Genomic DNA, 13144 nt, shown 5'->3' on the forward strand with positions numbered 1-13144 from the left:
CGCGTCTCTATGTGGGCAAATGTCGCGCAAGATGATCTCCTGCCATTGCTAATCCCTCCTGGTCGATGCCGTGACCGAGTCCGGGACGAAAGTGAAATTCTACAGGGACGCCTGCCCCGCCGAGCGCCTCGGCCGCCTGCAAGGTGAGCCCCGCGGGAAGGAGCTCGTCCGCCGTGCCATGGATGAGGAGGGTGGGCGTCTCCGTCAGCGTTTCGGCGTCCCGATCGGCGAGAAGGCCCGAGAAGCCGACGATCGCTGCGAGCGGGCGCGCGCGGCGCAGGCCCACATGGAGCGACATCATGGTGCCCTGGCTGAAACCGACCAGAGCGAGGCGGCTCTCGTCGAGCCCGTAGCGTTCGAGCTCGGCGTCGAGAAACCGGTCGATCGACGGGGCGGCGGCGACGACGCCGCGCACATATTCGGACGGATCGCGCATCGTGAGGGGGAACCACTCGCGCCCGCCCATCGGGGTCGTGCCGGGGGCGTCGGGCGAGACGAATTGCGTGTCGGGAAGCGCGCGGGAAAACACGTCGGCGAGGCTGATGAGATCCGAGCCGTCCGCGCCATAGCCATGCAGGAAGACGACGAGAGAGGACGGCGGTCGGCCGGAGCGCGGGGCGCGGCGGGGACCGGAAAGCGGCTTCATAACGGGAATCCTGCAGGCGTTTGGGTCGTTCGGGTGGCGGCGCCGGACGCACGGTCGACGCGATAATAGGCCCACATCAGCCGCGCCGCCGTGGAGCGGTGCGGCGACCAGGCCTCGGCGATCGCCGCCAGCGCGGCGAAGCCGGGCTCGTCGTCGAGGCCGAGCGCGCGCTGTGCGGCGCGGCGGACGGCGAGGTCGCCGACGGGGAAGATGTCGGGGTGTCCGGCGCAGAACATGAGGTAGAGGTCCGCCGTCCAGCGGCCGATGCCGGAGATCGTCTCGAGGCTGTCCCGCGCCGTGTCGGGGTCCATCTCCGCGAGGGCCGAAAGGTCGAGCCCGTCCGCCACGGCGGCAGCGACGGCGCGGAAGGTCTTGGCCTTCTGGCGCGAGAGGCCGGCGGCGCGAAGCGCGTCATCGTCGGTTGCGAGGATTGCCTCAGCGGTCAGCGGATCGAACGTGGCGGTGAAGCGGGAGAACACCGCGTCGGCTGACTGGGTGGAGAGCTGTTGTCCGGCGACGATGCGCAGGAGCCCGGCGAAACCGGCCGGCATCAGGCGGAGCGGAACAACGGGAACCGAAGCCCTTATCGCGGCGAGACGGGGATCCATCGCCGCAAGGGCATAAAGAGCAGCGTCGATATCGGCATCGCATCGGATCCGGTCGGCCATAGCGAGATCCATACTCGCTATCTCGCCGCGATTCCATCGCTTTTCGCGTGGCATCTTGCCCGCCATCATGGGTATGGCGGGCCGCATCATGTGGCGGGCCCACCCACTGGAGACCTCATGCTGCGCTTCGCTCCCAGCCCGAACGGCCTGCTTCATCTCGGTCATGCGCTGAGCGCCATCGCCAACGAGCGCATGGCCGAGGCGGTCGGCCGGCCGCTGACGTTGCGGATCGAGGATATCGACCAGACCCGCGCCCGCCCGCATTTCGAGGCGGCGATCATCGCCGATCTCGCCTGGCTCGGCGTCGACTGGACGCCGCCAATGCGCCGCCAGTCGGAGCATTTCGCCGCCTATCGTGACGCGCTGGAGCGGCTGAAGGCGCGCGGGCTCGTCTATCCGACCTTCGCGAGTCGGCGCGAGTTCGCGGAGGTGGCGCGGATGACAGGGCTCGCGCGCGACCCCGACGGCGCGCCGCTCTTTCCGGGCGATGCCGCGATCCTCGGCGCGCGGGAGGCCGCGCGGCGTCTCGCCGAGGCGGAGCCGGCCGCATGGCGGCTCGACATGACGCGGGCTCTCGCGGACCTGCCTCCGCTCACCTGGACCGAGACGGATGCGGCCGGCGGCGCGGCGCGCACCATCGGGTCCGAGCCCGCGGCGTGGGGCGACGTCATCCTCGCGCGCAAGGATGTCCCGACGAGCTATCACCTCTCGGTGGTCGTCGATGATGCCGTCCAAGGGATCAGCCATGTGGTCCGCGGGATGGACCTTTATCCGTCGACCTCGGTCCACCGGGTGCTTCAGACGCTCCTCGGTCTTCCGGCGCCGCTTTATTACCATCACCCGCTGATCCTCGGCGAGGACGGGCGCAAGCTCTCGAAATCCAACGGCGCCGAGAGCCTCGCGGCGCTGCGCGAGGCGGGGGCGACGCGGGCGGCGGTGCGGGCGCGCGTCGCCGCCCGCCTCGCCGAGCCGTCATAGGGCGGACCCGCGACGTCAGCTCTCCATCACGAAATGGTCCGGCCCGACCTCGACCATGCGCCGCTCAGGCGGTGTCCAGTCCACCGGCCGCACCGCGCTCGCGATCTCGTCGGCGAGGAGCGGCCGCCGCGTTCCCTTGCGCGCCGGATCCGGGACGGGCACGGCCGAAATCAGCTTCTGCGTATAAGGATGGCGCGGATTGGCGAGCACGGCATCGCGCGGGCCGATCTCCACGATCTCGCCGAGCAGCATGACGGCGACGCGGTGGCTGATGCGCTCCACGACGGCGATGTCGTGGCTGATGAAGATGTAAGCGAGGCCGAGATCCTTCTGGAGATCAAGCATCAGGTTGACCACCTGGGCCTTCACCGACGCGTCGAGGGCGGAGACCGATTCATCGGCCACGATCAGCTTCGGATCGAGCGCCAGGCTGCGGGCGATGCACACGCGCTGACGCTGGCCGCCGGAGAACTCGTGCGGAAAGCGCAACGCGTGCTCCGGGGGAAGGCCCACCCGGTCGAGCATCGCGACGACCTTCGCCTCCACCTCCTCGCCATGGGCGACGCCATGAACGCGCAGCGGCTCGCCGATCGCCGAGCCGACGGTCTTCCGCGGATTGAGCGAGCCGTAGGGATCCTGAAAGATCATCTGCATCTGGCGGCGCACGTCGCGCATCTCGGTGGGCGTCGCGGCCATCACGTCGCGCCCGTCGAACCGGATCGCGCCGGCGCGCGGCTCGATGAGGCGCAGGATCGAGCGTCCGGTGGTGGACTTGCCGCACCCCGATTCGCCGACGAGGGCGAGCGTTTCCCCGGCGCGCACCGAGAAGGACACGTTCTCGACCGCATGGACGCGGCCGACCGGGCGCCCGAACACGCCGCCGCGAATGTCGAACCGGGTGACGAGACCGTCGACGGCGAGGATCTCGTCGGCGCGCAGGTCGGGTTCGTTCGCCGGATCGGCGCTGTCCGGGTCGCCTTTGAGGTCGGGGAAGCGGCGCGGGGTGGCGCTTCCATCGAGCGATCCGAGCTTCGGCACCGCCGAAAGGAGCATCCGCGTATAGGCGACGCGTGGCGCGGCGAAGATCTCCGCCGCCGGCCCGTCCTCGACCTTGTCGCCGCGCAGCATGACGACGACGCGGTCGGCGATCTCCGCCACCACGCCCATATCGTGGGTGATGAACATCACCGCCATGCCGGTGTCGGCCTGAAGCTCGCGGATGAGCTCCAGGATCTGCGCCTGGATCGTGACGTCGAGCGCGGTGGTCGGTTCGTCGGCGATCAGGAGCTTCGGGCGGCATGCCATCGCCATCGCGATCATCACGCGCTGGCGCATTCCGCCCGAGAAGGTGTGCGGATGCTGGTCGAGGCGGCGCTTGGCGTCGGGGATGCGCACGAGATCGAAGAGGCGGAGTGCCTCGGCGCGGGCCGCCGCCCGGTCCATCCCGCGATGGCGGCGGAGCGCCTCGACGACCTGGAAACCGGCGGTCATCACCGGGTTGAGGCTCGTCATCGGCTCCTGGAAGATCATGCCGATCTCGGCCCCGCGCACGTCGCGCATCGTCTCGTCGGGCAGGGCGAGGAGGTCGCCGCGCCCTTCGAGCATTACCTTGCCCTCGATCTTCGACACGCCCTCCTGGAGGAGGCGCATGATCGAGAGCGCGGTGACCGACTTGCCGGAGCCCGATTCGCCGACGACGGCGACGGTCTCCCCGCCGCCGATCTCGAAGGAGAGATCGCGCACGACGCTCGCCCAAGCCCCTTCGGAGCGGAACGAGACGGTGAGGCCTTCGACGGACAGGACGCTCATTCTTCGCCCTTCAGGCGCGGGTCGATCGCATCGCGCAGCCCGTCGCCGAGAAGGTTCAGCGAGAAGACGACGATGAGGATCGCGAGGGAGGGGAAGAGGGCGAGCCAGAAGGAATCGAGAATGTTCTCGAAGCCCTCACGGATCATGCCGCCCCAGGTCGCGGTCGGCGGTGAGACGCCGAGCCCGATGAAGGCGAGCGAGGCCTCGACACGGATCGCGGTGGCGAGCCAGAGCGAGCCCATCACCAGGATCTCCGGCAGGATGTTCGGCAAAATGTGGCCGAACAGGATACGCGGATTGGAGTAGCCGAGCGCCCGCCCCGCCTCGACGAACTCGCGTTCCTTGACGGCGATCGTCGGCGCGCGGGCGATCCGCGCGAAGGGCGGGATCGCCGTCAACGAGATCGCGATCACGAGATTGGCGACCGACGGGCCGAGCATCGCGACGACGATGAGGCCGAGGATCAGCGAGGGGAAGGCGAGGAGGACGTCCATGATCTGCATGATCACGATGTCGACCGACCCGCCATAATAGCCGGCGATCATGCCGATAAAGGAGCCGATGATCATCGCCGAGGTGATCGCGAAGAGGCCGATCATCAAAGAGATGCGGGCGCCATAGAGGATGCGCGAGAGGGTGTCGCGGCCATAATAGTCGGTGCCGAGCCAGTGTTCCGCCGACGGAGGCTTGAGGCGAAAGAGGATGTTCTGGTCGATCGGGTCGTAGGGCGCGATCCACGGCGCGAGGATCGCGAGAAGGCAGACGAAGAGGAAGAGGCCGAGCCCCACCCACGATGTCTTGTTGGTGTTGAAGGCGGCGAGGAGGCCGCTGCCGATCGCGGCGAGCGAGCGGCGCCAATAGGCCGGGCGCGGTGCGGGAAGGACCGTCATTGATATTTGATCCTCGGATCGATCAGCCCGTAGACGAGGTCGGTCGCAAGGTTCACGAGCACGACGATCAGCGTGTAGATCACCATCATCCCTTGCAGCATCGTATAGTCGCGCTGGTTGAGCGCGCCGATGATCAGCTTGCCGAGTCCGGGCCGGTTGAAGACGATCTCCGTCAGCACCGAATTGCCGATGAGAATGCCGAGATAGAGACCGACGACCGTCACGACCGGGATCAGCGCGTTACGCAGGCAGTGGCGCCAGACGATGACCGCGAAGGAGAGCCCCTTGGCGCGCGCGGTCCGCACATAGTCCTGGTTGAGGACTTCGAGCATCGCCGAGCGCGCGACGCGGGTGATGTAGGCCGCCATGATGAGGCCGAGATTGATCGCCGGAAGCGCGAGATCACGCAGCCGCGCGCCGATCGTGTCCCCCTGGCCGGAGGAGATGACGGGAAACCAGCGAAGCTGGATCGCGAACGCCATCAACAGCAGGATCGCCGAGACGAAGGCCGGCAGCGACAGGCCGAGCAGCGAGGCGATGCGGACGATATAATCCGGCACCTTGTTACGCTTGATCGCCGACCACACGCCGAGCGGCACGCCGACGACGACGCCGAGGATCAGCGAGACGACGGTGAGCTCGATCGTGTCCGGCAGGACGTTCATGATCTCCTGGATCACCGGCCGGCCGGAGACCATAGAGACCCCCCAATCGCCGACCACCACACCGCCCAGAAAGTCGAGATATTGGACGAAGAGCGGCTGATCGAGGCCGAGGCGGGCGCGCAACGCCTCGATGGACGCCTGGTTCGCCTGGTCGCCCAGAATGACGAGCGCGGGGTCGCCCGGCAGCACGCGTACGATGAAAAAGACGATCGTGAGCACACCGAAGAGGGTCACGATGGCGAAGGCTAATCGCTTGATGACGAAAGCTGTCATGATCGATGGCGGAGGGCGCGGCGTGCGGACCGCGCCCCGACCGCTTACTCGGTGAAGTGAGCTTCTTCGGTGACCGGCGGCGACAGGTTCAGCGACCCGTCCACCTCGACACCGAGATCCAGATTGTCCTTCCAGGCCCAGAGCTGGAGATTCTGGTAGATCGGGATGGCGCAGACCTCGTCCATGATCTTGCGCTGCGCCTCGGCCCAGAGGGCGTTCTGCTTGTCGGGATCCTGCTCGACGCGGGCGCCGAGGATCTCGTCGTCGGCGACGTCGCAGTGGGAGAAGTTCGTCACCGCCGTCGGGGTGCCGACGATCGAATCCGACAGGAAGAACTGGGTGAGGTAGACGTCCGCCACGGGAAAGCGGGCGGCCGAGTAGTGCACCACCTGGCTCGCATCGTCACGGATCTGGCTGTGGAAGGTCGCGTGCTCCACGGTCTCGATCTCGAGATTGATGTTCGCCGCGCGCAGCAACGCCTGGACGGCCTCCATGGTGGTGAGCATCCCCGGCAGCGTCGTGTGGATCGCCTTGATCGTGATGCCGTCCGGATGGCCGGCCTCGGCGAGCAGCTCTTTCGCCTTCTCGATCGAATACTCGTATTGCGGAACGTCGTCCGTGAAGCCGAGATAGCCTTCCGGCACCGGCGAGATCGCGGCGATCGTCACCTGGTCGCCCTTGAATTGGACCATCGTGTCCCGATCGATCGCGTGGGCGATCGCCCGGCGGACGTTGACGTCGTCGAGCGGCGGCATCGACATGTTGAGGTGGATGACGCTCATCTCACCCGGCTTCATGACCGCCACCTTGGTGCCCGGCACCTCGGCGATGCGCTCGACCCAGGTCTGTTCCTGCTTGCCGTAGATCATGTCGATCTCACCGGACTGGAACGCGAGATCGCGCGAGGAATCGGACGGGATATAGCGATAGAAGATTTCTTTGATCGCCGGTTCGCCGCGGAAATATTCCGGATTGGCGACGAGCTTCACATATTGCTGCGGCTGATACTCCGCGAACATGAACGGCCCGGTGCCGATCGGCTCGGACTGGAATGTGTCGCCGAGCGCCTCGACGGCGTCCTGACAGACGATATTGCCGCCATGATAGGGCACGAGCAGGCCGAGAAGGCTCGGGACGGGCTCCGACAGCGTGATCGTCACCTCGTAGGGGCCGGTCGCCTCGACGGAGGAGAAGGCGCCATAGTCCTTGGCGAAGGAGGAGGAGTCGGCATCCATCGCGCGGTTCAGCGAAAAGACGACATCCTCGGCGTCGAGATTGCCGTAATCGCCATGGCAGGCGACATCCTCGCGCATCGTGAAGGTCCAGGTGAGACCATCCTCCGAGGAGGTCCAGCTCTCGGCGATGTCGGGCTCGATGAATTCCGGGCTCGCCTGGCCGGGCTTGATCCGCACGAGGCCGTTGAACATCCAGTGCAGAAGCCCCTTGTCGGGCGTCGTCGTCGCGCGGTGGGGGTCGAGCGTGCCGGCATCGGCGCTCGCCATGCCGACGCTGAGCGTCGTTCCGTCGGCCTGGGCGCCTGAGAGGGCTGCGCTCGCGAGGAGTGCGGCGAGCGAGAGCGACAGGGCAGCATGTTTCACGGATCTCACCTCCTTCGATAGGCCCGTCTGGTGCCGTTCCGGCGTATGCGGGCTCTTTGTGGCCGGGCCGAGCGTGGCCCGCGTCTCAACTCAGAATAGATCCTCCAATTTGCAGTTGACCAGCATCTCGGCCATCACCGCATTGTTCGGCAGCGCAATTGCCGTCGCGACCAGCTCGGCGAGGTCGGCTGGATCGATCATGTCCTCGCGGCGCACCTTGGTGACGTCGGCCGTGAGATCGGTCGCGACGAAGCTCGGACAGACGGCGGTGGCGCGCACGCCGTCGTCCCAGCCGATGCGGCGGGTTGAATGGGTGAGGGCCATCAGCGCGTGCTTGGTCATCGCGTAGGCGACGTTCGCATTGGCGACGCGCTTGCCGGAGAGCGAGGAGATGTTGACGATCCGCCCGTGCCCGACCTTCCGCAGATGCGGCATGACGAGCCGCGTCATGAAGAGCGGGCCCTTGAGATTGATCGTCACCAGGCGGTCGAAATCGGCTTCGTCGCCGTCCTCGATCGAAAAGGTGTTCGACGTCCCGGCATTGTTCACGAGGCCGTCGATCCGGCCGAAGGTCGTGAGGGTCGCCTCGACCCATGCCTTGTAGGTCGCGCGCGTCTCCGCATCGTACTGGGCGCAGAGGAGGTGCGCGTTGGCGACAGGGGCGAGCACGTCCTTCAGCCCGGCGACGTCGCGCGCCCCGGCGCTGACCCGGTAGCCTTTGGACAACAACTTCTCGGTGATGGCGCGGCCGATCCCGCGGTTGGCGCCGGACACCATGATCACCCGGCCGGCGGGATCAAGCATCAAGGTTCTCTCCCATCGAATACCGCGCTCGCTCAGGCGAAGGCGGATGAGGCGCAAGACTATCCGCCTCGGGCACGATGATGTCTGCAAGGACGGGCCCGATCAAGGGAGGAGATGCGAATTGGCGACCGGAAAATCCAAAGGGATGAAGGCGTTGCAACACGGCTCTACTTTCCGAAATAGCCAGGAATTGGTCCCTGACCATCCCGTCGCGTGACGACGACATTGCCGCATTCGGGCGCGGCGAAGGCAACGCGAAAAGAGTGGCAAGCCTGCCCCGAATGTGGGCAACACGCATAGGCTGCGGGCGAATCGCCGGTTCGGGGCCGGCTTCGCCGCGCGGCGCGATCAGCCGTGGAGGGTGAGCGGCGCCTGAGTGCCGCCGTCGTTGAAGCGGGCGAAGCGGAAGGCGTCGAGGGCGTGGCGCGGCGGGCGGCCGAGCGCGAGATCGGCCGCCAGCGGTCCCGTCACCGGGCCGATGCAGAAGCCGTGACCCGAGAAGCCCGCCGCCACGACGAGATTGTCGTAGCCCGGCACGTGATCGATGACCGGCAGCGCGTCCGGCGTGAGGTCGAGAAGGCCGCCCCAGACCGCTTCGAGCTCGCATTCCGCGACCAACGGAAGGACGGCCGAAACCCGGTCCAGCGTGTCCCGCAGGCGGCCGAGATGGGGGGCGGCGACGGGGCGGGCGCCGGATTCGTCGAGCGTGCCGGTGAAGGGCTCGGCCCCGGAGGTGAAGCGCAGCCGCCCGGTCCACTCCTGCCGTGCCGCGAAAACTGCGCCGGCGGTGCCGAGCACGGGCGCGAGGACCGGATCGATCGGCCGCGTGCGGATCACCGTGACGATCGGGATCGTGAGGGGAATGCGCGCGCCGAGCGGTTCGAGCAGGCGGTTGACGTGGATGCCGCCGGCGAGCACCACCGCGCCCGGCTCGATGCGCCGCGTCGGGGTGATCGCCGCGGTGATCCGCCCACCGGACGCCTCGAAACGCTCGACCGGCTCACCCTCCGAGAGGCTGACGCCCTTGCGCTTGCCGGCCGCGATGAAGGCGCCGACCGTGGCGACCGGGTCGGCATGTCCGTCGCTCGGGCAGAAGGATGCGGCCATCACCTTGTCGGACAAAGCCGGCGTGACGGCGCGCACCGCCTCGAGGGTCGGCAGGAAATCGATGTCGAGCCCTTCGGCCCGGTGGGCCTCGACGAGCGATCGGATGTGCGCGACCTCGCTTTCGGTGCAGGCGAGGCGGAGATTGCCGTCCTGGCGATAGTGGGTCTCGCCGTCGAGGCGCTCGGCAAGGCTCGGCCAGCCGGCGACGGCCGCCTTCGCGATCGGAAGCTCGGTGGCATGGCGGCCGGATTGGCGCACGCCGGCGAGCGTCCAGCCAGAGGCCATCGCGGCCGGGCCGTAGGTGTCGACGATCTCGACCCGCGCGCCCTGCTCGGCGAGTTCCAGCGCGGCGGCGGCCCCGGTGATCCCGGCGCCGACGACGAGGACGTCGGGCGCGCTCACGCCGCGGCCTTGCGACCGGACTTGAAGCGGTCGAGCCGGAACTGGGTGGTGTCGAAGCTCGGCGTGCGGCCGGTCGCGAGCTCGGCGGCGAGCATCCCGGCGCCCGGTCCGATGCCGAAGCCGTGGCCGGACAGCCCCGTTGCGATCCACAGGCCCGGCACCGTGGGCGCCTCGTCGATGATCGGCACCTCGTCGGGCGTGACGTCGATCATGCCGCCCCACGCCTCCAGGATGTCGATCTCGCCGAGCGAGGGATAGAACGTCATCGCGGTTTTGCGGACGGTGTTCAAAAGCTCCATGTCGGGCTCAGGATCGAAGACGCGGATCGCCTCGAACGGGCTCGTGTCGTCGGCCGTCCAGCGGTGATGGCCGAGCGGGCCGAAAAACGAGCTGTTGCCGCGGATCTTCAGCATCTTCCAGCGCTTCTTGATCACCGGCATGAACGGGACGAGATGGCGGAAGGCGGCGGGAATGAGCTCGAAGGTCGCGGCGTTGGAGCGGGCGACGGTGTAGCCGCCGTCCGGCCGGCGGCGCAGCGAGGCGCCGGTCGCGCCGAAACCGCCGGTGTGGATCTCCGGCAGCGGGCTCGTCCGAAAGGCGGAGGCGCGCACCGCGAGCTGCGGGATATAGATGCCGAGATTCTCGAGGAAGGTGCGCGACCACGCTCCGCCCGACAGGATCGCCGCCTCGCACTGGATCTCGCCCCGCTCCGTCGCGACGGATTTGATGCGGCCGCCTTCCATCTCGACCGTGCGCGCCGCGCAGCCTTCGACCACGGTGACGCCCTCCGCCGCCGCGAGGCGGGCGAAGGCCGGCGCGGCGAGGCGCGGCTCCGCCGTCATGTCGGACGGGGTGTGCAGCGCGCCCTTGAAGCGGCGGCCTTCGAGACCGAGAAGCGCGTCCACCTCGGCGGGGGAGAGGAGCTTGGTGTCGAGCTGGAAGCCCTCCGCGGAGGCGAGCCAGGCCTCGCGCTCGGCGAGTTCGGCCTCGTTCAGCGCGAGATAGGTGGTGCCGTTGACGCCGAAGCCGATATCCTCGCCGCATTCCGAGGCGAGGCGCTGCCACAGCCGGGCGCTCTCGATCATCATCGGCAGCTCGCGCGGGTCGCGGCCCTGCTTCCGAATCCAGCCCCAGTTGCGTGAGGATTGCTCCCCGGCAATCCGCCCCTTCTCCAGGAGGACGACCTTCCGACCCATCCGGTTGAGGAAGATCGCAGTGCTGACACCGAGAATACCGCCGCCGATGACGACGATATCGGCGTTTCGGGGAAGGGATTCGGGAGTGTTCATGGAGACGGCCAGCCGGGTTGGAACGTTCGCATCGAAACAATATTCATGCCATGACGGCGCGCGCCGGGCGGCGCGTTCGCCCATCATAGGCCCGGCCGATCGCAGGTTGAAAGATGCTTTGCCGATCGCGCTCGGTCGGCTGCCAGGGGCGAAACGGGGATGGATGCAGGCAGGCTGTCATCCTCCTGTCATGCGGGGCGGGGAGAGGCTCTCTTGCGACATGACGAGGAGGCTCCGTTGGCGGGCGAGACGACAGCGAAAAACGGCACGGCGCGCGAGGTCTTTCTCGCCTTCCTGCCGCTCGGCTTCACCTCCTTCGGCGGGCCGGTCGCCCATCTCGGCTTTTTCCGCACCGCCTTCGTGGAGCGGCGGGGTTGGTTCACCGACGCCGCCTATGCCGATCTCGTCGCGCTCTGCCAGTTTCTGCCGGGGCCGGCGTCGAGCCAGGTCGGCATGGCGATCGGACTGACGCGCGCCGGCTTCGCGGGAATGCTGGCGGCCTGGATCGCCTTCACCCTGCCGAGCGCCGTCGCGCTGACCCTTTTCGGGCTGTTGATCGGGACGACCGGGGTCGTCGAGGGGGCGGGCTGGCTCGTCGGCCTCAAGGCTGCGGCGGTCGCGGTGGTCGCGCACGCCCTTCTCGGCATGACCCGTTCGCTCGCGGCGACGCGGGAACGGGCGGCGATCGCGGGCCTTGCGGCGATCATCGTCCTCCTCGCGCCCGATCGCGGCATGGCCCAGCTCGCCGTGATCGCCCTCGGCGCTCTCGCCGGCCTCGTCTTGCCCGATGTCGCATCGCCCGAGCCGGGCGGCGCGCGGGCGCCGGTCGGTCGGCGGGTCGGCGTCGCCGCGCTCCTCGCCTTCGCGCTCCTCCTCGCCGGCTTGCCGCTCCTCGCCCCGCTCGGTGCGCCGCTCGATCTGTTCGACCGCACCTATCGGGCCGGCGCGCTCGTGTTCGGTGGCGGCCATGTCGTCCTGCCGCTCCTCGAAGGCGAATTGGCCGGGATGGTCGATCAGGCGACGTTCCTCGCCGGTTATGGGGCGGCGCAGGCGGTGCCGGGGCCGCTCTTCACCTTCGCCGCCTTTCTCGGCACGGTCGCCGAGCCGTTTGGCGGCGTTCCGGGGGCGGTGGTGGCGCTCGTCGGGATCTTCCTACCGTCGATGCTCCTCGTTCTCGGCGTGTTGCCCTTTTGGGACGACCTGCGGCGCATGGCGGTGGCACGCCGGGCGCTCGCGGGGGTCAACGCGGCGGTGGTCGGGCTTCTCGGGGCGGCGTTCTACGATCCGGTCTTCACGCGGGGCATCCCCGACGTCGGCGCGCTGTCGCTGGCGATCGCCGCCTTCGCGGCACTCGCGGCGTGGCGGACACCGGCCTGGCTCGTGGTGATCGTCGCCGGAGCGATCGGCGGTTTCGTTCTTTGAGCCGTTTGGGCTCCACAAAAAGAACAAAACGAGTCAATCTAAGCGCCCCGCCGGTTGCACGTTCCCGCGCACCGGATCGTCAAAAAAGGTGCGCGAAGGTTGAGTATGCCGCTCCTCAGTACATTCGACGTCGATGCGATGATCGACGGGCGCCAGTCGCCGCAGGCGATGAAGGTGCGTCGCGGCGTCGGGCGGTTGCTGCGTGAAATGGGTTGGGCGGTGGTGCCGGAGTTGATTCTGTCGAGCGGCCGGCGCGCCGATCTCGTGGCGATCGACGGGCGCGGAGAGGTGACGATCGTCGAGATCAAGTCGTCGATCGCCGACTTCCGCGCCGATTCCAAGTGGCACCATTATAAGAGTGCCTGCGACCGGCTCTATTTCGCCTCGACCCCGGACGTCGGCGATATCTTCCCGCCCGAGGAAGGCCTCATCATGACCGACGGGTTCATGGCCGAGATCGTGCGCGAGGCCCAACATTCCCGCCTCGCTGCGTCGACGCGGCGGGCGATGACGCTGCGCATCGCGCAGACCGCCGCCCGCCGCCTCCACGAGCTCGAAGACCCGAACCCCTGGGTCTCGGCGCCCGTCTGACG

Annotated in this window: 12 protein-coding genes; 3 read left to right on the forward strand and 9 right to left on the reverse strand. The window is 68.1% G+C overall.

Going from position 1 to position 13144, the window contains the following annotated elements; translation table 11 throughout:
* Positions 1 to 7: 7 nt before the first annotated feature.
* Both L1787_RS02280 and L1787_RS02285 read right to left on the reverse strand, forming a co-directional pair.
* Entirely contained in the window at positions 8 to 646 is a 639-nt protein-coding gene (locus tag L1787_RS02280) for an alpha/beta hydrolase (RefSeq protein ID WP_235706862.1), read from the reverse strand.
* Positions 643 to 1314: a DNA-3-methyladenine glycosylase family protein gene (locus L1787_RS02285; protein WP_235706863.1), complete on the reverse strand. Its 672-nt coding sequence runs from the start codon at positions 1312 to 1314 to the stop codon at positions 643 to 645. Before L1787_RS02285 ends, L1787_RS02280 begins: the two co-directional genes overlap by 4 nt.
* A 117-nt stretch (positions 1315 to 1431) precedes the next feature.
* Between L1787_RS02285 and gluQRS the strand changes: the two genes are divergently transcribed.
* Positions 1432 to 2292, forward strand: coding sequence for a tRNA glutamyl-Q(34) synthetase GluQRS (gluQRS, locus tag L1787_RS02290; RefSeq protein WP_235706864.1), 861 nt, complete (start codon positions 1432 to 1434; stop codon positions 2290 to 2292).
* Positions 2293 to 2307: 15 nt separating this feature from the next.
* Here the strand turns inward: gluQRS and L1787_RS02295 are convergent, their stop codons facing one another.
* The 7 genes from L1787_RS02295 to L1787_RS02325 form a co-directional block, all read right to left on the reverse strand.
* Positions 2308 to 4101, reverse strand: coding sequence for an ABC transporter ATP-binding protein (locus tag L1787_RS02295; protein WP_235706865.1), 1794 nt, complete (start codon positions 4099 to 4101; stop codon positions 2308 to 2310).
* Positions 4098 to 4991, reverse strand: coding sequence for an ABC transporter permease (locus L1787_RS02300; RefSeq protein WP_235706866.1), 894 nt, complete (start codon positions 4989 to 4991; stop codon positions 4098 to 4100). The genes L1787_RS02295 and L1787_RS02300 overlap by 4 nt, the downstream gene beginning before the upstream one ends.
* A complete protein-coding gene (locus tag L1787_RS02305) occupies positions 4988 to 5929 on the reverse strand; it encodes an ABC transporter permease (RefSeq protein ID WP_235706867.1) in 942 nt (313 codons plus the stop codon). The genes L1787_RS02300 and L1787_RS02305 overlap by 4 nt, the downstream gene beginning before the upstream one ends.
* Before the next feature lie 44 nt (positions 5930 to 5973).
* Positions 5974 to 7527, reverse strand: a complete 1554-nt coding sequence (locus L1787_RS02310) for an ABC transporter substrate-binding protein (protein WP_235706868.1) — start codon at positions 7525 to 7527, stop codon at positions 5974 to 5976.
* A gap of 90 nt (positions 7528 to 7617) precedes the next feature.
* Entirely contained in the window at positions 7618 to 8331 is a 714-nt protein-coding gene (locus L1787_RS02315; protein ID WP_235706869.1) for an SDR family NAD(P)-dependent oxidoreductase, read from the reverse strand.
* 348 nt (positions 8332 to 8679) lie between these two features.
* Positions 8680 to 9840 (reverse strand): NAD(P)/FAD-dependent oxidoreductase, encoded by a 1161-nt coding sequence (locus L1787_RS02320; RefSeq protein WP_235706870.1) that lies wholly within the window; start codon positions 9838 to 9840, stop codon positions 8680 to 8682.
* Positions 9837 to 11129 carry an NAD(P)/FAD-dependent oxidoreductase gene (locus L1787_RS02325; RefSeq protein WP_235706871.1) on the reverse strand — a complete coding sequence of 431 codons (1293 nt, stop codon included), beginning with the start codon at positions 11127 to 11129 and terminating at the stop codon, positions 9837 to 9839. Before L1787_RS02325 ends, L1787_RS02320 begins: the two co-directional genes overlap by 4 nt.
* 237 nt (positions 11130 to 11366) lie before the next feature.
* Between L1787_RS02325 and chrA the strand changes: the two genes are divergently transcribed.
* Together chrA and L1787_RS02335 are read left to right on the forward strand one after the other, a co-directional pair.
* Positions 11367 to 12551 (forward strand): chromate efflux transporter, encoded by a 1185-nt coding sequence (gene chrA / locus L1787_RS02330; protein ID WP_235706872.1) that lies wholly within the window; start codon positions 11367 to 11369, stop codon positions 12549 to 12551.
* Positions 12552 to 12656: 105 nt separating this feature from the next.
* A complete protein-coding gene (locus L1787_RS02335; protein WP_235707150.1) occupies positions 12657 to 13142 on the forward strand; it encodes an MmcB family DNA repair protein in 486 nt (161 codons plus the stop codon).
* The last annotated feature ends 2 nt before the right edge of the window (positions 13143 to 13144 follow it).

This window comes from Acuticoccus kalidii (genome assembly GCF_021556395.1).
In the GTDB taxonomy this organism is placed as follows: domain Bacteria; phylum Pseudomonadota; class Alphaproteobacteria; order Rhizobiales; family Amorphaceae; genus Acuticoccus; species Acuticoccus kalidii.

Excerpts from the sequence above, each read along its gene's own strand:
- L1787_RS02280 (WP_235706862.1), bottom strand. The coding sequence starts at position 646 with ATGAAGCCGCTTTCCGGTCCCCGCCGCGCCCCGCGCTCCGGCCGACCG.
- L1787_RS02285 (WP_235706863.1), bottom strand. The coding sequence starts at position 1,314 with ATGGCCGACCGGATCCGATGCGATGCCGATATCGACGCTGCTCTTTAT.
- gluQRS (WP_235706864.1), top strand. The coding sequence starts at position 1,432 with ATGCTGCGCTTCGCTCCCAGCCCGAACGGCCTGCTTCATCTCGGTCAT.
- L1787_RS02295 (WP_235706865.1), bottom strand. The coding sequence starts at position 4,101 with ATGAGCGTCCTGTCCGTCGAAGGCCTCACCGTCTCGTTCCGCTCCGAA.
- L1787_RS02300 (WP_235706866.1), bottom strand. The coding sequence starts at position 4,991 with ATGACGGTCCTTCCCGCACCGCGCCCGGCCTATTGGCGCCGCTCGCTC.
- L1787_RS02305 (WP_235706867.1), bottom strand. The coding sequence starts at position 5,929 with ATGACAGCTTTCGTCATCAAGCGATTAGCCTTCGCCATCGTGACCCTC.
- L1787_RS02315 (WP_235706869.1), bottom strand. The coding sequence starts at position 8,331 with ATGCTTGATCCCGCCGGCCGGGTGATCATGGTGTCCGGCGCCAACCGC.
- L1787_RS02325 (WP_235706871.1), bottom strand. The coding sequence starts at position 11,129 with ATGAACACTCCCGAATCCCTTCCCCGAAACGCCGATATCGTCGTCATC.
- L1787_RS02335 (WP_235707150.1), top strand. The coding sequence starts at position 12,657 with ATGCCGCTCCTCAGTACATTCGACGTCGATGCGATGATCGACGGGCGC.